Origin of the sequence: Pseudomonas sp. S49 (genome assembly GCF_009866785.1) — a bacterium.
Classification (GTDB): domain Bacteria; phylum Pseudomonadota; class Gammaproteobacteria; order Pseudomonadales; family Pseudomonadaceae; genus Aquipseudomonas.
Genome location: NZ_CP019432.1, coordinates 6,355,959 through 6,375,694, shown reverse-complemented (window position 1 = coordinate 6,375,694; position 19,736 = coordinate 6,355,959). Strand labels below are relative to the sequence as shown.

The 19,736-nt window shown below is 60.4% G+C and carries 20 protein-coding genes and 1 other RNA gene; 14 read left to right on the top strand and 7 right to left on the bottom strand.

What is annotated here, in order from left to right; all coding sequences use genetic code 11:
* Positions 1 to 107: 107 nt before the first annotated feature.
* A complete protein-coding gene (locus PspS49_RS28350) occupies positions 108 to 776 on the top strand; it encodes a gamma-glutamylcyclotransferase (RefSeq protein ID WP_127930181.1) in 669 nt (222 codons plus the stop codon).
* Here the strand turns inward: PspS49_RS28350 and glpT are convergent.
* The gene (glpT, locus tag PspS49_RS28345) at positions 752 to 2,101 is read right to left on the bottom strand and encodes a glycerol-3-phosphate transporter (protein WP_016985912.1); all 1,350 of its coding nucleotides are present in this window, start codon (positions 2,099 to 2,101) and stop codon (positions 752 to 754) included. The two genes, PspS49_RS28350 and glpT, sit on opposite strands and share 25 nt — an antisense overlap.
* A gap of 224 nt (positions 2,102 to 2,325) precedes the next feature.
* Between glpT and PspS49_RS28340 the strand changes: the two genes are divergently transcribed.
* Positions 2,326 to 2,955 carry a flagellar basal body-associated protein FliL gene (locus tag PspS49_RS28340; protein WP_160042291.1) on the top strand — a complete coding sequence of 210 codons (630 nt, stop codon included), beginning with the start codon at positions 2,326 to 2,328 and terminating at the stop codon, positions 2,953 to 2,955.
* A 17-nt stretch (positions 2,956 to 2,972) separates the two neighbouring features.
* Here the strand turns inward: PspS49_RS28340 and PspS49_RS28335 are convergent, their stop codons facing one another.
* Positions 2,973 to 3,950, bottom strand: a complete 978-nt coding sequence (locus tag PspS49_RS28335) for an NADPH:quinone oxidoreductase family protein (protein ID WP_127930179.1) — start codon at positions 3,948 to 3,950, stop codon at positions 2,973 to 2,975.
* Between the two features lie 150 nt (positions 3,951 to 4,100).
* Here PspS49_RS28335 and PspS49_RS28330 point away from each other — a divergent pair, with 150 nt between their 5' ends.
* On the top strand, positions 4,101 to 4,508 hold the full coding sequence (locus PspS49_RS28330; RefSeq protein ID WP_127930178.1) for a flagellar basal body-associated protein FliL: 408 nt from the start codon (positions 4,101 to 4,103) through the stop codon (positions 4,506 to 4,508).
* Between the two features lie 115 nt (positions 4,509 to 4,623).
* Here the strand turns inward: PspS49_RS28330 and PspS49_RS28325 are convergent, their stop codons facing one another.
* Positions 4,624 to 5,076 (bottom strand): EVE domain-containing protein, encoded by a 453-nt coding sequence (locus PspS49_RS28325; protein ID WP_160042289.1) that lies wholly within the window; start codon positions 5,074 to 5,076, stop codon positions 4,624 to 4,626.
* Positions 5,077 to 5,274: 198 nt separating this feature from the next.
* Here PspS49_RS28325 and PspS49_RS29735 point away from each other — a divergent pair, with 198 nt between their 5' ends.
* Positions 5,275 to 5,430 (top strand): hypothetical protein, encoded by a 156-nt coding sequence (locus tag PspS49_RS29735; RefSeq protein ID WP_016985917.1) that lies wholly within the window; start codon positions 5,275 to 5,277, stop codon positions 5,428 to 5,430.
* Between the two features lie 36 nt (positions 5,431 to 5,466).
* On the opposite strand, the gene PspS49_RS28320 is transcribed toward PspS49_RS29735, so the two are convergent.
* From PspS49_RS28320 to PspS49_RS28305, 4 genes are all read right to left on the bottom strand, one after another.
* Entirely contained in the window at positions 5,467 to 6,072 is a 606-nt protein-coding gene (locus tag PspS49_RS28320) for a 5-formyltetrahydrofolate cyclo-ligase (RefSeq protein ID WP_160042287.1), read from the bottom strand.
* A gap of 81 nt (positions 6,073 to 6,153) precedes the next feature.
* Positions 6,154 to 6,332: non-coding RNA, 6S RNA (gene ssrS / locus PspS49_RS28315), on the bottom strand.
* A gap of 30 nt (positions 6,333 to 6,362) precedes the next feature.
* A complete protein-coding gene (locus tag PspS49_RS28310; protein WP_034151990.1) occupies positions 6,363 to 6,680 on the bottom strand; it encodes a cell division protein ZapA in 318 nt (105 codons plus the stop codon).
* Entirely contained in the window at positions 6,677 to 6,886 is a 210-nt protein-coding gene (locus PspS49_RS28305) for a TIGR02449 family protein (RefSeq protein ID WP_007911197.1), read from the bottom strand. The genes PspS49_RS28310 and PspS49_RS28305 overlap by 4 nt, the downstream gene beginning before the upstream one ends.
* Before the next feature lie 130 nt (positions 6,887 to 7,016).
* Here PspS49_RS28305 and PspS49_RS28300 point away from each other — a divergent pair, with 130 nt between their 5' ends.
* The 10 genes from PspS49_RS28300 to gcvP all read left to right on the top strand — a co-directional run bounded on the left by PspS49_RS28300 (position 7,017) and on the right by gcvP (position 19,709).
* Positions 7,017 to 7,577, top strand: coding sequence for a YecA family protein (locus tag PspS49_RS28300; protein ID WP_007911199.1), 561 nt, complete (start codon positions 7,017 to 7,019; stop codon positions 7,575 to 7,577).
* A gap of 27 nt (positions 7,578 to 7,604) precedes the next feature.
* Positions 7,605 to 8,939 carry a Xaa-Pro aminopeptidase gene (pepP, locus tag PspS49_RS28295; protein ID WP_160042285.1) on the top strand — a complete coding sequence of 445 codons (1,335 nt, stop codon included), beginning with the start codon at positions 7,605 to 7,607 and terminating at the stop codon, positions 8,937 to 8,939.
* A complete protein-coding gene (gene ubiH, locus PspS49_RS28290; protein ID WP_110718081.1) occupies positions 8,936 to 10,123 on the top strand; it encodes a 2-octaprenyl-6-methoxyphenyl hydroxylase in 1,188 nt (395 codons plus the stop codon). Before pepP ends, ubiH begins: the two co-directional genes overlap by 4 nt.
* Positions 10,116 to 10,601 (top strand): DUF4442 domain-containing protein, encoded by a 486-nt coding sequence (locus tag PspS49_RS28285; RefSeq protein ID WP_127930175.1) that lies wholly within the window; start codon positions 10,116 to 10,118, stop codon positions 10,599 to 10,601. Before ubiH ends, PspS49_RS28285 begins: the two co-directional genes overlap by 8 nt.
* Positions 10,602 to 10,610: 9 nt before the next feature.
* The gene (locus PspS49_RS28280) at positions 10,611 to 11,828 is read left to right on the top strand and encodes a 2-octaprenyl-3-methyl-6-methoxy-1,4-benzoquinol hydroxylase (protein ID WP_174245148.1); all 1,218 of its coding nucleotides are present in this window, start codon (positions 10,611 to 10,613) and stop codon (positions 11,826 to 11,828) included.
* A 221-nt stretch (positions 11,829 to 12,049) separates the two neighbouring features.
* Complete coding sequence (locus PspS49_RS28275) at positions 12,050 to 13,054, top strand: extracellular solute-binding protein (RefSeq protein ID WP_077574973.1); 1,005 nt, start codon at positions 12,050 to 12,052, stop codon at positions 13,052 to 13,054.
* Positions 13,055 to 13,297: 243 nt separating this feature from the next.
* A complete protein-coding gene (locus tag PspS49_RS28270; protein ID WP_160042283.1) occupies positions 13,298 to 14,914 on the top strand; it encodes an iron ABC transporter permease in 1,617 nt (538 codons plus the stop codon).
* A gap of 156 nt (positions 14,915 to 15,070) precedes the next feature.
* Entirely contained in the window at positions 15,071 to 16,153 is a 1,083-nt protein-coding gene (gcvT, locus tag PspS49_RS28265; RefSeq protein WP_038359018.1) for a glycine cleavage system aminomethyltransferase GcvT, read from the top strand.
* A gap of 48 nt (positions 16,154 to 16,201) precedes the next feature.
* The gene (gene gcvH / locus PspS49_RS28260) at positions 16,202 to 16,585 is read left to right on the top strand and encodes a glycine cleavage system protein GcvH (RefSeq protein ID WP_160042281.1); all 384 of its coding nucleotides are present in this window, start codon (positions 16,202 to 16,204) and stop codon (positions 16,583 to 16,585) included.
* A 250-nt stretch (positions 16,586 to 16,835) separates the two neighbouring features.
* Positions 16,836 to 19,709, top strand: a complete 2,874-nt coding sequence (gene gcvP / locus PspS49_RS28255; RefSeq protein ID WP_160042279.1) for an aminomethyl-transferring glycine dehydrogenase — start codon at positions 16,836 to 16,838, stop codon at positions 19,707 to 19,709.
* The last annotated feature ends 27 nt before the right edge of the window (positions 19,710 to 19,736 follow it).

Sequence of the window (19,736 nt, the reverse complement as noted above, 5' to 3'; positions counted from 1 at the left end):
ACTGTGCCATGGCACTCAAATTGCCTTAAAACATATGTGCCTTATTGTTACAGCGGTGCGTTCTATTATGTAATTCTTCACCCGCGGGGAGCTGAACGCTATTCGCCATGAGCGCCATTGAAAACGCTTTTCTGAATTTGAATTACCCTCCGCGGCTCGATCTTGGGCCGCAGCTGACGCACGAACAACTTCTCGCTTCCATGCAATCGACCATGGCGCGCCACAAGGGCGGGCCGGTGTGGCTGTTCGCGTATGGTTCGCTGATCTGGCGGCCGGAGTGTTCGGCAGTGGAGCGGGTGCGCGGACGCGTGCATGGCTACCATCGCGGCTTGTACCTGTGGTCGCACGAGCACCGCGGGACGCCGGAAATGCCCGGTCTGGTATTTGGTCTGGATCGCGGCGGTTCGTGCAGCGGCTTCGCCTATCGCTTGCCGGAAGACAATCTCGATGCGGCGCTGTACGCCTTGTGGAAACGCGAGATGCCGGTGCCATCCTATCGGCCACACTGGCTCAACTGCCGGCTCGAAGACGGCACTCAGGTGCAAGCGTTGGGATTCGTTCTGGAGCGACACCTGCCCAGCTATGCCGGCAACTTGCCGGATCATGTGCTGAGCCAGGTGTTCGAGAGCGCCAGCGGGCGTTACGGCACTACTCGCGATTATGTCGAGCAGACCGCGCACGCCCTGCGCAGCCACGCCATGCCAGACCGCAATCTGGAGGCGCGGCTCAAGCGCTGTAAATCACAGTCGGATCAAGCGACTGCTTCACGGCTCTGACTGGCGACTTGCTTGTGCCACAGCGTCGGGGCCAGGAAGGCCATCGCCAGCAGGCAAGCGCCCACCAGTAGCACGAAACCGCCATCCCAGCCGAAATGGTCCACGGTGTAGCCCATCGCGGCACTGGCCGCGACCGAACCACCGAGATAACCGAACAGACCGGTGAAGCCTGCGGCAGTGCCGGCGGCTTTCTTCGGTGCCAGCTCTAGCGCTTGCAGGCCGATCAGCATCACCGGGCCGTAGATCAGGAAGCCGATCGAGAACAGCGCGATCATGTCGACGGTCGGGTTGCCGGCCGGATTCAGCCAGTAAACCAGCGTTGCCACGGTCACCAGTGCCATGAACACCATGCCGGTCAGGCCACGGTTGCCACGGAAGATCTTGTCCGACATCCAGCCGCACAGCAGCGTGCCCGGAATCCCCGCCCACTCATAGAAGAAATAGGCCCACGAGGTCTTGTCGACGGTGAAACCCTTGGCTTCTTTCAGGTAGGTCGGTGCCCAGTCCAGCACGCCGTAACGCAGCAGATAGACGAAGACGTTGGCCATGGCGATGTACCAGAGCATTTTGTTGCGCAGCACGTATTTGACGAAGATCTCTTTCGCGCTGAATTCGTCTTCGTGGCTGGCGTCGTAGCCTTCCGGGTAATCGTTCTTGTACTTCTCGATCGGCGGCAGGCCAACCGATTGCGGGGTGTCGCGCATGGTGATGAACGCGAACACGGCCACGCCCAGCGCCACGGCTGCCGGTACGTAGAACGCTGCGTGCCAGTCGTTGAACAGGCCCATGCCGAGCAGGAACAGCGGGCCGATCAGGCCGCCACCGACGTTATGCGCCACGTTCCACACGGACACCACGCCGCCGCGTTCCTTTTGCGACCACCAGTGCACCATGGTCCGGCCACTTGGCGGCCAACCCATGCCCTGGGCCCAGCCGTTTATGAACAGCAGGATGAACATCATGGTCACGCTGGACGTTGCCCACGGCGCGAAACCGAAAATGAACATCACCCCGGCCGAGACCAGCAGGCCGAACGGCAGGAAGTAGCGCGGGTTGGAACGGTCGGACACCAGGCCCATGAGGAATTTCGATAAGCCATAGGCGATGGCGATCGCGGACATCGCCAGACCCAGATCACCGCGGCTGTAGCCTTCGTCGATCAGGTACGGCATGGCCAGGGAGAAGTTTTTGCGCAGCAGGTAATAACCCGCGTAGCCAAAGAAAATACCGGCGAAAATCTGCCAGCGCAGGCGTCGGTAAGTGCTGTCTATTTTTTCTTCAGGCAATGGAGCCTGATGTGCGGCAGGACGAAAGAAAGCAAACATTCAAGAGCTCCAGATTTCTTGTTTTGACTGCGGATGCGAATGTTACAGTTTCGTTACCGAAAATAGCACCGGTTCGCATCGAGCAAATAGCGGAAAATGTTGGAAGTCGCGTGTTCCTTTACGAACCTGTCGCTCAGCTGTAAGAACAGGGCGTTTTTGTCGCGCTCGGGACGTTGTGTCTTAGACTCGCGATCTACAGATCGCCTGATTTCTCGAGATAAACGATGACGCCGAAAGTTCGCAGGCTATTGCCCAGACTGTTGATGGTTGTTGCGGTGGCTGCTGCAGTGCTGGTGTTGAACTTCGCACAGGGTTCTTCAGCGCCAGGCCTGCGCAATGTCACCGTATTGATCGTCCGCCATGCGGAAAAGCCTGATGTCGGCCGAGAACTCAATGCCCAGGGCGAACAGCGCGCGGCAGCTTATGCGGACTATTTCACCTCTTTGCAGCTGGACGACCAGACACTCACGCCCCAACGTCTGATCGCTACCGCCGACAGCCCGGAAAGCATCCGCCCGCGTCAGACGCTGATTCCACTGTCCCAGCGCCTGCAACTACCGATCGAGCAGCCCTACGCCAATAACGACGTCGACAAACTGGTCAGCTCGCTGCGCAAGAAGAATCAGGCGAAAACCGTGCTGATCGCTTGGCATCACGGCCACATCAATAAACTGATTGCCGCTTTCGGCGGCGATGGCCCGGCGCTGATCGGACAGCCGAAATGGCCGGTGAATGTTTATGACTGGCTGATTGTTTTGCGCTTCGATGACAAGGGGCAGTTGGTTGAGTCGCGTAGCGAAAAGGTTCAGGAGCATCTGATGCCGGGCGACATTGCGGCGTCGCCCGGTGGTTGAAGCGCTTTCATTGTTAATTAGCGCACTTGCACCACCACCTTGCCCACAGCCTTGCGCTGGCCAAGATCATTGATCGCCTGCGCCGCATTGCTCAGTGGATACACCTGCGATACCAGCGGTTTCAACTTGCCCTCGGCGAACCAGCCGAACAATTGCTGGAAGTTCGCCGCATTGTCTTGCGGCTGGCGCTGGGCGAAGGAGCCCCAGAACACGCCAAGTACAGCCGCGCCTTTGAGTAGAGCGAGGTTGACCGGCAGTTCGGGGATGCGTCCGCTGGCGAAGCCGACCACCAGCAGGCGACCATTCCAGGCGATGGCGCGGATGGCTTGGTCGAAGAGATCGCCGCCGACCGGGTCGTAAATCACATCGGCACCCTGGCCGTCGGTGAGGCGTTTGATTTCGTCCTTGAGGCTGGTTTCGCTGTAATTGATCAACTCATCGGCGCCGGCAGCTTTGGCCACCGCCAGTTTCTCCGCGCTGCTGGCGGCAGCGATGACGCGGGCGCCCATGGCTTTGCCGATTTCCACCGCCGCCAGGCCGACGCCACCGGATGCGCCAAGCACCAGCAGGGTTTCGCCTGCTTGCAGATTGGCGCGTTGTTTGAGCGCGTGCATCGAGGTGCCGTAGGTCATGCTGAAGGCGGCGGCGGTGTTGAAGTCCATCGACGGCGGAATCGGCAGCACGTTATAGCCTGGCACCGCTACCTGTTCGGCGAAACTGCCCCAACCGGTCAGGGCCATGACGCGGTCACCAACCTTGAGGTGGCTGACCTTTTCCCCGACTTCACGCACCACACCGGCCGCTTCACCTCCGGGCGAGAACGGGAAGGGCGGCTTGAATTGATACTTGCCCTCGATGATCAGCGTGTCCGGGAAGTTGACCCCGGCGGCGTGCACGTCCAGCAGGATTTCATTCTTCTTTGCGACAGGACTGGCGACGTCTTCCAGCACCAGCGATTCGGCAGGGCCGAAGGCTTTGCACAGCACGGCTTTCATCAGGGCTATTCCTTTGGGAGTGATGGCCGATAAGTGTAGGTGTGTCAGTCAACGGGTCAACGAGCATGCCCGGCCCTGATAGTCAGCCATAAGCTTGTGCTTGCGCGGCGGGTCGTTATGCTAGGCCGCAAACCGGATAAGGAGCGAATTGTGAAAGCGTGGATCATGTTGTTGCTGGCCCTGTCTCTGCCTGTGGCAGCGCTGGCCGAAGAAGCCAAAGAAGGCGAGGCGCCGAAGGTAAGCTACATCACCCTGAGCCCGCCGTTTGTGGGTAACTACGGGCTGGACGGCACACCGAAGCTCAAGGTCTACAAGGCCGATGTGGCGCTGCGTGTGAGTGGCGAAGAGGCGAGCAAACTGGTCAAGGCCAACGAACCGTTGATCCGCAATCAGCTGGTAGCGCTGTTCACTCAGCAGACCACCGAGGCGATGGGCAGCATCGAAGGTAAAGAGAAGCTGCGTCAGGAAGCGTTGAAGCAGACCCAGCAAGTGATGAATGACGAGACCGGCAAGCCGGTGGTTGAAGATCTGTTGTTCAACAACCTGATCATTCAATAAGCCATTCGTTGTCCGGGCTGGCCCCATCGCGAGCAGGCTCACTCCTACAGTTGGAATGCGTTCCCCTGTAGGAGTGAGCCTGCTCGCGATGGCGATGTTTCAGGCAACATATTCTTCAAGGCTTGAGCGCAATCACCGCAGCCCACTGCTCTGGCGTCACCGGCATCACCGACAACCGCGACCCCTTCTGCACCAACGGCATCTCCGCCAGCGCCGTCTGCTGCTTCAGATAATCCAGCTTCAACACCCGGGTAAACGTCTCGACGTGCTCGACATCGATCGCACTCCAGGCATTTTTCTCCGGCGTCGCCTTCGGGTCGAAGTAATGACTTTCCGGCTCCAGTGCGGTGGGATCCGGGTACGCCGCTTCGATTATTTTGCCAATTCCGGCAATTCCCGGCTCCGGGCAGCTGGAGTGATAGAAAAAGAACTCATCGCCCACTGCCATCGAGCGCAGAAAATTGCGCGCCTGATAATTGCGAACCCCGTCCCAGCGCGCTTTGCCGAGTTTTTCCAGACCTTTGATCGAGAGTTCGTCGGGCTCGGACTTCATCAGCCAATAGGCCATGGTTTTTTGCTCCTGAAACGGTCATTGGGCAGGTTGTCGGGCAATTTTATGACAAACCGACAGTCGGTTGACGTCAGCGTTTGCGCGCAGGTTCACGTTGTCGCAAAATGCCGGCCTTTAAAGCTTGACGCTGCTGCACGGCCTACGAACGGAAACCGCTGCTGTCATCGTGATGATGTGCCTTGAGGGGGGCAATCGATGAAACGCAAACCGGATTTGCTATGGACTTTGGTCATTTTGTTTGGTCTGGGCGTTGTAACCACCGGTTACGCGCAGAGCCTTTGGTCGAACAAGGCAGACGCGCCGATTGAAGTCGCGCAACAAGTACAACAGTCGACAGCCTTCAAGCGCTGACACTGGTTTTTCGACGCCGCTGATCTGCGCGGCGTCCTATCCTGCGAAATACCACGCCTTGTCGCTGACCGTGCCTTGTAACGGTACATCCCAACTCGCCTGCGCCAAGCGTTCGACCTTCTGACACTCATGAGCCAGTCCCAACAGCGTCGGCTTGCGCCAGCTTTTACGCCGCGCCAGATACGCCAGGCTGCGATCGTAGAAGCCGCCGCCCATCCCCAGTCGCCCACCGACATCGTCAAAACCCACCAGTGGCAACAACACCAGATCCAGCGCCCAGACCTTGCGCTGCTGCGCCAGATTGGCGCGCGGCTCGAGAATGCGGAAGCGATTGGGTTTGAGTTTCTCGCCGGGACGAATTCGCTGAAAGACCATTTTGGTTCGTGGCCAGGCACTCAGCACCGGCAGGTACGTTGCCTTGCCCCGACGCTGTGCTTCACGCAGCAGCAGGCGCGGATCGATTTCACCGTCGGTGGGCAGGTACAGAGAGATATGTTTGGCCCGGCGAAAATGCGGGTCTTGCGCCAATTGCCGGTACAGGCCTTTGGCGGCCTGGCGTTGCTCGCTTTTGCTCAGTGAGCGGCGTGCCTTGCGCAGCAGGCGGCGGAGTTGCGGGCGGGGCAGCAGCGTGGCTTCGGTCATGGTTCGGCTTCGGCAGGATGGATGCAAAAACGTACGCATAAAAAATCCGATGGCGGTTTTCACCGACATCGGATTCGAATCAGGCTCCCCGGAAGAACCGCTGTCAACTTAGCCCTTGAACCCGAAAGTTCAAGGTGGAAGATGCAGTAGACTTTAAGGCTTTCCGTCTAGCGGACATGCACACCAGCCCAACGTGCAACTTCCAGGGTAGTGCGAATCGGCTCAGGGACATCGTCAACTGGCAAGCACCCCAGGGAGTGCCGCGAGTATACCGCAAGCGGCCAGTTGAATCAGCCCTTGGTGGTGTTCTGATCGTCGGCGAGGACCAGATCGACACGATCGAGCAAGTCGCGCACCTGTTCACGGGTCGAACCGCTGGCCTGGATATCCGGGCGCTCTTCTTTGTGCAAGAGGTCATGGGTGATGTTCAGCGCGGCCATCACAGCAATGCGATCGGCGCCGATGACTTTACCGCTGCTGCGAATTTCGCGCATTTTGCCATCGAGGTAGCGGGCGGCACTGACCAGATTGCTGCGTTCTTCCTGCGGGCAGATGATCGAATATTCTTTGTCGAGGATCTGCACGGTGACGCTATTGCTTGAACTCATGAGTCTTGCTCCAGGGCCTTGAGGCGCGAAATCATCGATTCGACCTTACGCCGGGCGATTTCGTTTTTTTCAATGAGGTGAGCGCGTTCCTCGCGCCAGGTTTTTTCCTGAGCTAGTAAGAGTGCGTTTTGACTCTTTAGTTGCTCGACTCGGCCAATCAGCAGTTCGAGTCTGGCCATCAGCGCTTGCAGGTCGGTGTCTTCCATTGTGTCCACTGGGTCGGAGTCTGTCTGATGGGATAGCTGGCGGACAGCCTTTAATAGTCTTGGCGAGTCTGTCGATGTAGGATACAAGGCCTTCATTCTAGACATAGCGCCGTCTGGCGCCTAGCTGCCCATGACCATTGCGAATTCCCCGTACCAAGCCTTTGCCACCCTGCTGACCTCCAGCGGCCACAACGTCTCGCCTGCCGAACTGCACGGCGTGCTGCTCGGGCGCAGCTGCGCCGGTGCCGGCTTCGATAACGAAGGCTGGTTGATCGACGCCGCCGAACTGCTCGAAGGCGACATCCAGGACAACGTCCGCAACGCCCTGATCGGTCTGCAAGAGATGGTCAAAGGCGAGCTGACCGGCGACGACGTCACCGTCGTTCTGCTGCTGCCGACCGATGACGCACCGCTGGCCGACCGCGCCGCTGCACTGGGCGAGTGGTGCCAGGGCTTCCTCAGCGGTTTCGGCCTGAACTGCCGCGACAGCAGCATGCTCAGCACTGAAGCCACCGAAGTGCTGCAGGATCTGGCTGCCATTTCCCAAGTGCAGGACGCCCTCGAAGAATCCGAAGACGGCGAGACCGACTACATGGAAGTCATGGAGTACCTGCGCGTTGCGCCGCTGCTGCTGTTCTCGGAAACCAAGAAAGCCGACGTGCCGCCAGCCGCCAAGCCGTCGCTGCATTAATCGCGTGCCAGGGAAAGCCATCTGCCCATGACCCATATCCCGAAAGCGGAATACAGCCGTCGCCGCAAGGCCCTGATGGCGCAGATGGAACCCAACAGCATCGCGATCCTGCCCGCCGCCGCAGTCGCTATTCGCAACCGCGACGTCGAGCACGTCTACCGTCAGGACAGTGATTTCCAGTACCTCAGCGGCTTTCCCGAGCCGCAAGCCGTCATCGTCCTGATGCCCGGCCGCGAACATGGCGAGTACGTGCTCTTCTGCCGTGAGCGCAATGCCGAACGCGAATTGTGGGACGGTTTGCGTGCAGGCCAGGAAGGCGCGATCCGCGACTTCGGCGCCGACGACGCCTTCCCGATCACCGACATCGACGACATCCTCCCGGGCCTGATCGAAGGCCGTGACCGGGTGTATTCGGCGATGGGCAGCAACCCCGAATTTGATCGTCACCTGATGGACTGGATCAACGTGATCCGCTCTAAAGCGCACCTTGGCGCCCAGCCGCCGAACGAATTCGTTGCCCTGGATCATCTGCTGCACGACATGCGCCTGTATAAATCGGCGGCAGAACTGAAGGTGATGCGCGAAGCCGCACGGATCTCGGCGCAAGCCCACATCCGCGCGATGCAGGCCAGTCGGGCCGGGCTCCACGAGTACAGCCTCGAAGCCGAGCTCGATTACGAATTCCGCAAGGGCGGGGCGAAGATGCCGGCCTACGGGTCGATCGTTGCCGCCGGGCGCAACAGCTGCATTCTGCATTACCAGCAGAATGACGCGGTGCTCAAGGACGGTGACCTGGTATTGATAGACGCCGGTTGCGAGATCGACTGCTACGCCAGCGACATCACCCGCACCTGGCCGGTCAACGGCACGTTTTCACCCGAGCAGAAAGCGATCTACGAGTTGGTGCTGGCCTCGCAGGAAGCCGCATTCGCCGAAATCGCCCCGAACAAACACTGGAATCAGGCGCACGAAGCCACGGTTCGCGTTATCACCACGGGGTTGGTGAAACTCGGTTTGCTGCAGGGTGAGGTCGACGAATTGATCGCCAGCGAAGCCTATAAAGCCTTTTACATGCACCGCGCCGGTCACTGGCTGGGCATGGATGTGCATGACGTTGGCGAGTACAAGGTCGGCGGCGAATGGCGCGTGCTGGAAGTCGGCATGGCGCTGACCGTGGAGCCGGGCATCTACATCGCCCCGGACAATCAGACCGTCGCGAAGAAATGGCGCGGCATCGGCGTGCGCATCGAGGACGACGTGGTGGTGACCAAAACGGGTTGTGAAATCCTCACCAGCGGCGTGCCGAAAACCGTCGCTGAAATCGAAGCGCTGATGGCACAAGCAAGGACACACGCGGCATGAGTCGAGTCAATCTGGCAATCATCGGTGGCGGTCTGGTCGGCGCCAGTCTGGCGTTGGCCTTGCAGGCCGGGGCCAAGGCCCGTGGCTGGAAGATCGTGCTGATCGAGCCGTTCGCCCCCGGCGACAGCTGGCAGCCGAGCTACGACGCACGTTCCTCGGCGCTGTCCTTCGGTTCGCGACAGATTTATCAACGCTTGGGCGTGTGGCAGGAAATCTCCCGCCGCGCCGAGCCGATCAAACAGATTCACGTTTCCGACCGTGGCCGCTTCTCCACCGCGCGTTTGTCGGCGATGGAAGAGGGCGTGCCGGCACTCGGTTACGTGGTGGAAAACGCCTGGCTCGGCCAGTGCCTGTGGCAACACATCGACAAAGACGTGATCAGTTGGCGCTGCCCGGCAGAAGTCACGCGCATGGAACCGTTGCCCGACGGTTATCGCCTGACCCTCAACGATGAAACCACGCTGGAATGCGACCTCGCAGTGCTCGCCGATGGCGGTCGCTCCGGGCTGCGCGAACAGTTGGGCATCAACGTGCGCAAGCGTCCGTACAACCAGAGCGCGCTGATCGCCAACATCACCCCGAGCGAAGCGCACAATGGCATGGCCTTCGAACGCTTCACCGACGAAGGGCCGATGGCCTTGCTGCCGCTGCCGGAAAACCGCTGCGCTTTGGTCTGGACCCGTCTGGGCATGGACGCGCAGCGTCTGGCCGATTTGAGCGAGCGCGATTTCCTCAGCGAATTGCAGGGCGTGTTTGGATATCGCCTCGGCACGTTGAAACAGGTTGGCGCGCGGCATCTTTATCCGCTGACGCTGGTCGAGGCCGAAGAGCAGGTGCGCTCGCATCTGGCCGTGCTCGGCAACGCGGCGCACAGCCTGCACCCGATTGCCGGTCAGGGTTTCAACTTGTCACTGCGTGATGCCGATGCACTGGCCGCTGCCTTGCTCGGCAGCGATAAGCCACTGGGCGATTTCGCCACGTTGCAGGCGTATCGCGAGCGTCAGCGTCTCGATCAGGATCTCACCGTCGGTTTCTCCGATCAGGTCACGCGCCTGTTCGGCAGCACGCAGCCGCTGGTTTCGCTGGGCCGTAATATCGGCCTGCTCGGCCTCGATCTGCTGCCGCCGGCCAAGCGCTGGTTTGCGCGTCAGGCCATGGGCTTGGGAACGCGTCCGGATGCTTAAGTGGCTGACCGCTAAATTCGGCAAGGCGCGGTTGATGCGCTGGGTGATGACGTTCTACCCGCCTTATCTTGGCGCCGGTGTACGAGTTAGGCACATCAGCGATGACTTTCGCGATGTGCAGGTGTCGATGGGCCTCGGCTGGTACAACCGCAACTACGTCGGCACCCAGTTTGGCGGCAGCCTGTATTCGATGGTCGATCCGTTCTTCATGCTGATGCTTATGGAAAACCTCGGCTCGCGTTACATCGTCTGGGACAAGGCTGCCGACATCGATTTCATCGCGCCGGGCAAAGGCCCGGTGTTCGCCCGTTTCAATATCGACGAGACCTTGCTCGCCGAGATTCGCCGGCAGACCGCCAATGGCGAGAAATACCTGCCGCAGTTGCAGGTCGACATTCATGACGGCGCCGGCAATCTGGTGGCGCGGGTCGGTAAAACCCTTTACGTGCGGCTCAAGCCGCAAGCGAGACAGGCTTAAAGCATGGAAATGCGCGCAGATCTGCTGATTGTCGGAGCCGGAATGGTCGGCAGCGCCCTGGCGTTGGCGTTGCAGGACAGCGGGCTGGAAGTCCTGCTGCTCGACGGCAGCCCGCTGAGCGTCAAACCCTTCGACGCCGAAGCCGCGTTTGAACCGCGAGTGAGTGCCTTGTCGGCAGCCAGCCAGCGCATTCTTGAACGTCTCGGCGTCTGGGAAGGCATCGCCAAGCGCCGCAGCAGCCCGTACACCGACATGCATGTCTGGGACGGCAGCGGCACCGGGCAGATCCATTTCTCGGCGAGCAGTGTGCACGCCGAGGTGCTTGGCCATATCGTCGAAAACCGTGTGGTGCAGGATGCCTTGCTCGATCGCTTGCACGATTGTGATCTGGGCATGCTGGCCAACGCGCGGCTGGAACAGATGCGCCGCTCGGGCGATGACTGGCTGCTGACGCTGGCTGACGGTCGTCAGTTACGTGCGCCGTTGGTGATTGCCGCTGACGGTGCCAACTCGGCAGTGCGACGTCTGACCGGTGTGGCGACGCGTGAGTGGGATTACTTGCATCACGCCATCGTTACCAGCGTGCGCAGCAGCAAGCCGCATCAGATGACTGCGTGGCAGCGTTTTACCGATCACGGGCCGTTGGCGTTTTTGCCGCTGGAGCGTGACGGGCAGCAGGATTGGTGTTCGATCGTCTGGTCGACCACGCCGAGTGAGGCCGAGCGCTTGATGGCGCTGGACGAAGCGGATTTCTGCCGGGAGCTGGAACGCGCTTTTGAAGGTCGTCTGGGCGAAGTCATCAGTGCCGACCCGCGCCTGTGCGTGCCACTGCGTCAGCGTCATGCCAAGCGTTACGTGGCTGAAGGCCTGGCGCTGATCGGCGATGCGGCGCACACCATTCACCCGTTGGCGGGGCAGGGGGTGAACCTGGGTTTCCTCGATGCGGCGGTGCTGGCCGAAGTGCTGTTGCAGGCGACCGAGCGCGGTGAGCGTTTGGCGGATGTGAAAGTGCTGAGCCGTTACGAGCGTCGGCGCATGCCACACAACCTCGCGCTGATGGCGGCGATGGAAGGGTTTGAGCGGTTGTTTCAGGCCGATCCGTTGCCGGTGCGTTGGTTAAGGAATGCCGGGTTGAAGCTGGTGGAGCAGATGCCGGAAGCGAAGGCGCTGTTTGTGCGTGAAGCCCTTGGGTTGACCGGGGATCTTCCGGCGCTGGCCAAGCCCTGATCTTTTCGTTGCTGCTAATGGCCTCATCGCGAGCAGGCTCACTCCTACAGGGGATCGCATTTCAAATGTAGGAGTGAGCCTGCTCGCGATGGCGCCCGTCCAGGCGCCACAATTTTCAAACTGTGCAACATCTGGTAACTCCTTCAAAAAGAGTTCGATTGAGGTGGTAAATGTGAGTCCTTATCATTTGGCCCACATTTCCCGACCGAGAGACCACTCCCATGTTGGCACCCAAGCGTCTTCTGACCGCACTGGCCCTGACCCTGATCGGTAGCACCACGGCCCAGGCCGCTGATGAGGTGGTGGTTTACTCGTCGCGCATCGATGAACTGATCAAACCGGTCTTCGATGCCTACACCGCCAAGACCGGGGTGAAGATCAAGTTCATCACCGACAAGGAAGCGCCGCTGATGCAGCGCATCAAGGCCGAGGGTGAAAATGCTACCGCCGACCTGCTGCTCACCGTTGACGCCGGCAACCTCTGGCAGGCCGAGCAGATGGGCATCCTGCAGCCGTTCACTTCGAAGACCATCGACGCCAACATTCCGCTGCAGTATCGCTCGTCCAGCCATGCCTGGACCGGTCTGAGCCTACGCGCGCGGACCATCGCCTACTCCACCGAACGGGTGAAACCGGGCGAACTGACCACCTACGAAGCACTGGCTGACAAGAATTGGGAAGGGCGTTTGTGCCTGCGCACGGCGAAGAAGGTCTACAACCAGTCGCTGACCGCGACCATGATCGAAGTCCATGGCGCCGAGAAAACCGAAAAAATCCTCAAGGGCTGGGTCAACAACCTGTCCACCGACGTGTTCTCCGATGACGTTGCGGTGCTCGAAGCGATCAATGCCGGGCAGTGCGACGTTGGCATCGTCAACACGTACTACTACGGTCGCCTGCACAAGCAGAAGCCGGAGTTGCCGGTAAAACTGTTCTGGCCGAATCAGGCCGATCGCGGTGTGCACGTGAACCTGTCGGGCATTGGCCTGACCAAACATGCGCCGCACCCGGAAGCGGCCAAGGCTTTGGTTGAGTGGATGACCACGCCTGAGGCGCAGAAGATTTTCGCTGACGTGAACCAGGAATTCCCGGCCAACCCGGCGGTGGCACCTTCGGAAGAAGTGGCGGCGTGGGGCAAATTCATTGCTGATACCTTGCCGGTGGAAGTGGCGGGCAAGCGTCAGGCCGAGGCGATCCGGATGATGGATCGGGCGGGTTGGAATTGAGGCTTTTCCGATAACACTGTTCACTTTAGATCGCTGCCCTCACCCCAGCCCTCTCCCGGAGGGAGAGGGAGCCGATCTGTGTTGTTTTCGAAACTTGAGTTCGACTCGATATCTCAGGTCGGCGTAATTCTCATAAACTACGCGGTCAGTCCCCTCTCCCTCCGGGAGAGGGCTAGGGTGAGGGCAGCAATCCCAACCTGAAATACTCAATCCAAGAACACCCAATCCCCCAGAGACCCAAAAGTGGCCCACCCCGCCCAACGCCGCTGGTACCCCATCGTCTTCGCCATCGCCGCGCTGGTGCTGTTGCCCCTGAGCGTTCTACTGCTCTCTTGGCAAACCATCGATCAGCAAATCTGGTCGCACCTGTGGGAAACCCAGATGCCACGCCTGCTGGGCAACACCCTGACGCTGGTCGTTGGCGTGGGTGTCGGTGTGACGCTGCTCGGTGTCAGCCTCGCCTGGCTCACCAGCCTCTGCGAATTCCCCGGGCGGCGCTGGCTCGACTGGGCGCTGATGCTGCCGTTCGCCATCCCCGCGTATGTGCTGGCCTTCGTTTTCGTCGGCCTGCTCGACTTCGCCGGCCCGGTGCAGACACTGCTCAGGGAATGGTTCGGCACCGGTCTGCGCCTGCCACGGGTGCGCTCCACCGGCGGGGTGATTATCGTGCTGGTGCTGGTCTTCTATCCCTACGTTTACCTGCTGGCGCGCACGGCGTTCCTCGCCCAAGGCAAAGGCCTGATGGAAGCGGCGCGGGTGCTCGGGCAATCGCCGTGGCAAGCCTTCTGGCGCGTGGCGTTGCCCATGGCGCGTCCGGCCATCGGTGCGGGCGTGGCGCTGGCGCTGATGGAAACCCTGGCAGATTTCGGTGCCGTGTCGGTGTTCAACTTCGACACCTTCACCACGGCGATCTACAAAACCTGGTACGGCTTCTTCAGCCTGTCGAGCGCGGCGCAACTGGCCAGCCTGTTGCTGCTGGTGGTGATGCTGGTGCTGTACGGCGAACGTCGCGCGCGTGGCGCCAACCGGGCAAGTAACGAGCGACCTCGGGTGAAAGCTCTGTATCACTTGCGTGGACTCAAGGCTTTCGCGGCGATGAGCTGGTGCGGCCTGGTGTTCGCCTGCGCCTTCGTCATTCCGGTGCTGCAACTGGTTGTCTGGTTCTGGCAGCGCGGGCGTTTCGATCTCGATGAGCGCTACGCCGGGCTGATCCTGCACACCCTGTATCTGGGCGGCATGGCCGCGTTGATTACTGTCAGCGTTGCTTTGTTGCTGGCGTTTGCCCGGCGCTTGGCACCCACGCAGGCGATCAACTCCGGCGTTGGTCTGGCCAATCTTGGCTACGCCTTGCCGGGTTCGGTGCTGGCGGTGTCGATCATGCTGGCGTTCAGTTATCTGGATCGCGAACTGGTGATCCCGCTTTCAGGCTGGCTCGGCGGTGCGGGCAAACCGTTGCTGCTCGGCAGTCTGGCAGCGTTGTTGATGGCCTATCTGGTGCGCTTCATCGCAGTTGCTTACGGACCCTTGGAAAGCAGTCTGGCGCGTATACGGCCATCTTTGCCTGAAGCGGCACGTAGCCTGGGTGTCAGTGGGCCGCGACTGTTTTTCAAAGTGTATCTGCCGCTGTTACTGCCCGGCACATTGAGCGCGGCGTTGCTGGTGTTCGTCGATGTGCTCAAGGAAATGCCCGCGACCCTGCTGATGCGCCCGTTTGGCTGGGACACGCTGGCCGTACGCATCTTTGAAATGACCAGCGAAGGCGAATGGGCGCGTGCATCATTGCCAGCGCTGACCCTGGTTCTGGTTGGATTGTTACCGGTCATCGGCCTGATTCGCCGCTCCGCCCATCGAAACACTTAGTAGTGAGTCATGAATCATGCGGCTACAATGCGCGGCATTCGGTGCGGTTCGTCTGACAGATCTTTTCGCTGAAATTGGCTGAAAGCCTTCTATTACAAGGCTTTCACGCTGTGCAGCGACTGTCCGCACCTTCGCCACGCCCGGAAGGAGAAACCCATGGGACAGCGTACGCCTCTGTATGACCTGCATCTCGCCCTCGGCGCGAAGATGGTCGATTTTGGCGGTTGGGACATGCCTCTGCATTACGGCTCGCAGGTCGAGGAGCACCACGAAGTGCGCCGCGATTGCGGGGTGTTCGATGTATCCCACATGACCGTGATCGATGTCACCGGCCCCCAGGCCAAGGCCTGGCTGCAGCATTTGCTGGCCAATGATGTCGACCGCCTGCACCGCCCCGGCCGTGCGTTGTACAGCACCATGCTTAATGAGCGCGGCGGCATCGTCGACGACATGATTGTCTATCGTCTCGATGACTGTTATCGCCTGGTGTTCAACGCCTCTACCCGCGATCAGGATCTGGCCTGGATGAACGCGCAGCTCGGCAAGTACGACGTGCAACTGCACGAGCGCTCCGAACTGGCGATGCTCGCCATTCAAGGCCCGCAGGCCCGGCACAAGATTGCCGAACTGGTCACCCAGTCCCGCGCCACGCTGATCCAGCACCTCAAACCCTTTGAAGGCTACACCGACGGTGACTGGTTCATCGCCCGTACCGGTTATACCGGTGAGGATGGCCTGGAAATCTGCCTGCCGGCCAGTCAGGCGCCGGGTTTTTTCAACGATCTGGTGGGTGCCGGCATTTCCCCGATCGGCCTCGGTGCCCGTGACACCCTGCGTGTCGAAGCCGGTATGAACCTGTACGGCCAGGACATTCATCAGGACGTTTCGCCATTGGCTTCGAACATGGCCTGGAGCATCGCCTGGGAGCCGGCCACGCGCCAGTTCATCGGTCGCGCTGCTTTGGAGGCGGAAAAAGCCGCTGGTGTTGCGCACAAACTGGTCGGTCTGGTGCTGGAAGAGCGCGGTGTTTTGCGCGCTCATCAAGTGGTTCGTATCGCCGATGTTGGCGAAGGGGAGATCACCAGTGGTAGTTTCTCTCCTACGCTAAGCAAATCGATTGCCCTGGCGCGTGTTCCGATGGCAACCGCCGACCGCGCCGAAGTGGAAATCCGTGGCAAGTGGTACCCGGTACGGGTGGTCAAACCGACGTTCGTACGCCATGGCAAAACCTTGATCTAACCTTTTTCCGGCGGGCAGACCGCTGACAATTTCTTGAGGACACCGAAGATGAGCGATATCCCTGCCGAACTGCGTTTTGCCGAAAGTCACGAATGGGCACGTCTGGAAGCCGATGGCACCGTCACCGTGGGCATCAGCGATCACGCGCAGGAAGCGCTGGGCGATGTGGTGTTCGTCGAGCTGACCGAAGTGGGCAAGGTGTTCGCTGCCGGTGATCAATCCGGTGTGGTCGAGTCGGTGAAAGCTGCTTCCGACATCTATTCGCCGGTCAGCGGTGAAGTCATCGCGATCAACGAAGAGCTGGGCGGCTCGCCTGAGCTACTGAACTCCGACCCGTATGGCGCGTGGATCTTCAAGCTCAAGCCAAGCGACAAGGCTGAGCTGGACAAGCTGCTGGATGCTGCGGCGTACAAGGCTGCCATTGGCGAGTAAGCGTTAAGCAACACCCCAAAGCCCCGACTCGTCGGGGCTTTTTCATGCACGATGCAATCCCCTGTAGGAGTGAGCCTGCTCGCGATAGCGGTGGGTCAGTCAGCCTTAAGGCGTCTGAAGGAACGCTATCGCGAGCAGGCTCACTCCTACAGGGGTATGCGGTGCACTGAAAATGGGTTGCCACATCGGCTGCTATGCTGGTTTGACCGTGTTGCATTGACGCCGAGCGCCAGCCAAGAGAGAGCCCGTCATGTCCCAGTTGCCGTCCCTGAGCCAGTTACGCGATCCCGACGCTTTTCTGCGCCGCCACCTCGGTCCCGACATCGCCGAACAGCAGGCGATGCTCGACAGCCTTGGCCTCGGCAGCCGGGTCGAACTGATTGAGCAAACGGTGCCGCCGGGCATTCGCTTCAATCGCGCGCTCGACCTGCCACCCGCGCTGGATGAACAAGCCGCGCTGGCCAGACTGCGCAGTTACGCCGAGCAGAATCAGGTCTGGACCAGCCTGATCGGTATGGGCTACCACGGCACCCTGACGCCAACCGTCATCCTGCGCAATGTGCTGGAAAATCCCGGCTGGTACACCGCGTACACGCCGTATCAACCCGAGATCGCGCAGGGCCGACTCGAAGCGCTGCTGAGTTTTCAGCAACTGACCATCGACCTCACCGGTCTGGAGTTGGCCAACGCCTCGCTGCTCGATGAAGCCACGGCAGCGGCGGAAGCCATGGCGCTGGCCAAGCGCGTCGCGAAGTCCAAGAGCAATCTGTTTTTTGTCGATGAGAACTGTCATCCCCAGACCATTTCCGTGGTGCAGACCCGCGCGGAAGGTTTCGGCTTCGAGCTGATCATCGACGCTGTGGATAACTTGAAACAGCATCAGGTGTTCGGTGCGTTGTTGCAGTATCCCGACACCCACGGCGAGATTCACGATCTGCGGCCCTTGATCGATCATCTGCATGCGCAGCAGGCGCTGGCCTGCGTCGCGACGGATTTGTTGAGTCTGTTGTTGCTGACGCCGCCGGGCGAATTGGGCGCGGATGTGGTGTTCGGTTCGTCTCAACGATTCGGCGTGCCCATGGGTTACGGCGGCCCGCATGCGGCGTTCTTTGCCAGCCGTGAGGAATACAAACGGGCGATTCCGGGGCGGATCATCGGTGTGTCGAAGGACGCCCGGGGCAATGTGGCGCTGCGCATGGCCCTGCAAACCCGCGAGCAACATATCCGCCGCGAGAAGGCCAATTCGAACATCTGCACGGCGCAGGTACTGCTGGCCAACATTGCCAGTTTCTACGCGGTCTATCACGGGCCTGAAGGGTTGAAACGGATCGCCCAGCGCGTGCATCGGCTGACCTGCATTCTGGCGGTGGGACTTGAGCGAAAAGGCATCAACCGGGTCAATGCGCAGTTTTTCGACACGCTGACGCTGGACGTCGGCGGTGCGCAAACGGCGATCATCGAAAGCGCTCAAGCTGCGCAGATCAACCTGCGAATTCTTGGCCGCGGCCGTGTGGGGCTGAGTCTTGATGAGACAACCGATGAAAGCACGGTGGCCAAGCTGTTCGATGTATTGCTGGGTGCCGATCATGGGTTGAACGTCGATGAACTTGACGCTGAAGCCCTGAGCTCTGGCATCCCCGACAACCTTCAGCGCAAATCCCCGTACCTGCGCCACCCGGTGTTCAACGCCCATCACAGCGAAACCGAGATGCTGCGCTACCTCAAACAACTGGAGAGCAAGGATCTGGCGCTCAACCAGTCGATGATCCCGCTGGGTTCCTGCACCATGAAACTCAACGCCACCAGCGAAATGATCCCGATCACCTGGCCGCAATTCGCCAACTTGCATCCGTTTGTGCCGAGAGAGCAGGCGGTCGGTTACACGCTGATGATCGAAGAGCTGGAGCGCTGGCTGTGCGCAATCACCGGGTTCGATGCGATCTGCATGCAGCCCAACTCGGGCGCGCAGGGTGAATACGCCGGGCTGCTGGCGATTCGCAAATATCATGAGAGCCGCCAGCAGGGCGGGCGTGATGTGTGCCTGATTCCGTCCTCGGCTCACGGCACCAACCCGGCCTCGGCGCAGATGGTCGGGTTACGGGTGGTGATCGTTGAGTGCGACGAGGCCGGTAACGTTGATCTCGATGACTTGAAAGCCAAGGCCGCCGAGGCCGGGGCGAAACTGTCCTGTCTGATGGCGACCTATCCGTCGACCCACGGCGTGTACGAAGAGGGCATCAGTGAAATCTGCGAAGTTATCCACCAGCACGGCGGCCAGGTGTACATGGATGGCGCCAACCTCAATGCGCAGGTCGGTTTGGCACGCCCGGCAGATATCGGCGCCGATGTTTCGCACATGAATCTGCACAAGACTTTTTGCATTCCCCATGGCGGCGGTGGACCGGGTATGGGACCGATTGGCGTGCGCGCGCATCTGGCGCCGTTCGTGGCCAATCACCCGGTGGTGCCGATTGACGGGCCGCAACCGCAGAACACAGCGGTCAGTGCGGCACCGTGGGGCAGTGCGAGCATTCTGCCGATCAGCTGGATGTACATCGCCATGATGGGCCCGCAACTGGCGGATGCCAGCGAGGTGGCGATTCTGGCAGCGAATTACCTGGCGCAACATTTATCCGGTGCGTTTCCGGTTTTGTACACCGGGCGCAACGGGCGCGTGGCACATGAATGCATTCTGGATTTGCGGCCATTGAAGGCGCAGACCGGAATCAGTGAAGAAGACGTCGCCAAGCGCCTGATGGATTACGGCTTCCATGCGCCGACCATGTCCTTCCCGGTGCCGGGGACCTTGATGGTCGAGCCGACCGAGAGTGAATCCAAAGCGGAGCTGGATCGGTTTATCGGCGCCATGCTGAGTATTCGCGCAGAAATCACTGAAGTGCAGAACGGCAACTGGCCGGCCGAGGACAACCCACTGAAACGAGCGCCGCATACCCTGGCGGATGTCACCGGGGTGTGGGAGCGGCCGTACAGCATCGAACAAGGCGTTACCCCGGATGCGCACACCAAGGCGCACAAGTATTGGCCAGCGGTAAATCGGGTGGATAACGTTTACGGCGACCGCAACCTGTTCTGCGCGTGCGTCCCGGTGGACGATTACCGCTGATTTCCCGGCAAGCACACCTTCCCCTGT

Excerpts from the sequence above, each read along its gene's own strand:
- pepP (WP_160042285.1), top strand. The coding sequence starts at position 7,605 with ATGACCCATATCCCGAAAGCGGAATACAGCCGTCGCCGCAAGGCCCTG.
- PspS49_RS28275 (WP_077574973.1), top strand. The coding sequence starts at position 12,050 with ATGTTGGCACCCAAGCGTCTTCTGACCGCACTGGCCCTGACCCTGATC.
- PspS49_RS28340 (WP_160042291.1), top strand. The coding sequence starts at position 2,326 with ATGACGCCGAAAGTTCGCAGGCTATTGCCCAGACTGTTGATGGTTGTT.
- PspS49_RS28320 (WP_160042287.1), bottom strand. The coding sequence starts at position 6,072 with ATGACCGAAGCCACGCTGCTGCCCCGCCCGCAACTCCGCCGCCTGCTG.
- PspS49_RS28300 (WP_007911199.1), top strand. The coding sequence starts at position 7,017 with ATGACCATTGCGAATTCCCCGTACCAAGCCTTTGCCACCCTGCTGACC.
- gcvT (WP_038359018.1), top strand. The coding sequence starts at position 15,071 with ATGGGACAGCGTACGCCTCTGTATGACCTGCATCTCGCCCTCGGCGCG.
- PspS49_RS28285 (WP_127930175.1), top strand. The coding sequence starts at position 10,116 with ATGCTTAAGTGGCTGACCGCTAAATTCGGCAAGGCGCGGTTGATGCGC.
- glpT (WP_016985912.1), bottom strand. The coding sequence starts at position 2,101 with ATGTTTGCTTTCTTTCGTCCTGCCGCACATCAGGCTCCATTGCCTGAA.
- PspS49_RS28335 (WP_127930179.1), bottom strand. The coding sequence starts at position 3,950 with ATGAAAGCCGTGCTGTGCAAAGCCTTCGGCCCTGCCGAATCGCTGGTG.
- ubiH (WP_110718081.1), top strand. The coding sequence starts at position 8,936 with ATGAGTCGAGTCAATCTGGCAATCATCGGTGGCGGTCTGGTCGGCGCC.
- PspS49_RS28280 (WP_174245148.1), top strand. The coding sequence starts at position 10,611 with ATGCGCGCAGATCTGCTGATTGTCGGAGCCGGAATGGTCGGCAGCGCC.
- PspS49_RS28310 (WP_034151990.1), bottom strand. The coding sequence starts at position 6,680 with ATGAGTTCAAGCAATAGCGTCACCGTGCAGATCCTCGACAAAGAATAT.
- gcvP (WP_160042279.1), top strand. The coding sequence starts at position 16,836 with ATGTCCCAGTTGCCGTCCCTGAGCCAGTTACGCGATCCCGACGCTTTT.
- PspS49_RS29735 (WP_016985917.1), top strand. The coding sequence starts at position 5,275 with ATGAAACGCAAACCGGATTTGCTATGGACTTTGGTCATTTTGTTTGGT.
- PspS49_RS28325 (WP_160042289.1), bottom strand. The coding sequence starts at position 5,076 with ATGGCCTATTGGCTGATGAAGTCCGAGCCCGACGAACTCTCGATCAAA.
- gcvH (WP_160042281.1), top strand. The coding sequence starts at position 16,202 with ATGAGCGATATCCCTGCCGAACTGCGTTTTGCCGAAAGTCACGAATGG.
- PspS49_RS28350 (WP_127930181.1), top strand. The coding sequence starts at position 108 with ATGAGCGCCATTGAAAACGCTTTTCTGAATTTGAATTACCCTCCGCGG.
- PspS49_RS28305 (WP_007911197.1), bottom strand. The coding sequence starts at position 6,886 with ATGGAAGACACCGACCTGCAAGCGCTGATGGCCAGACTCGAACTGCTG.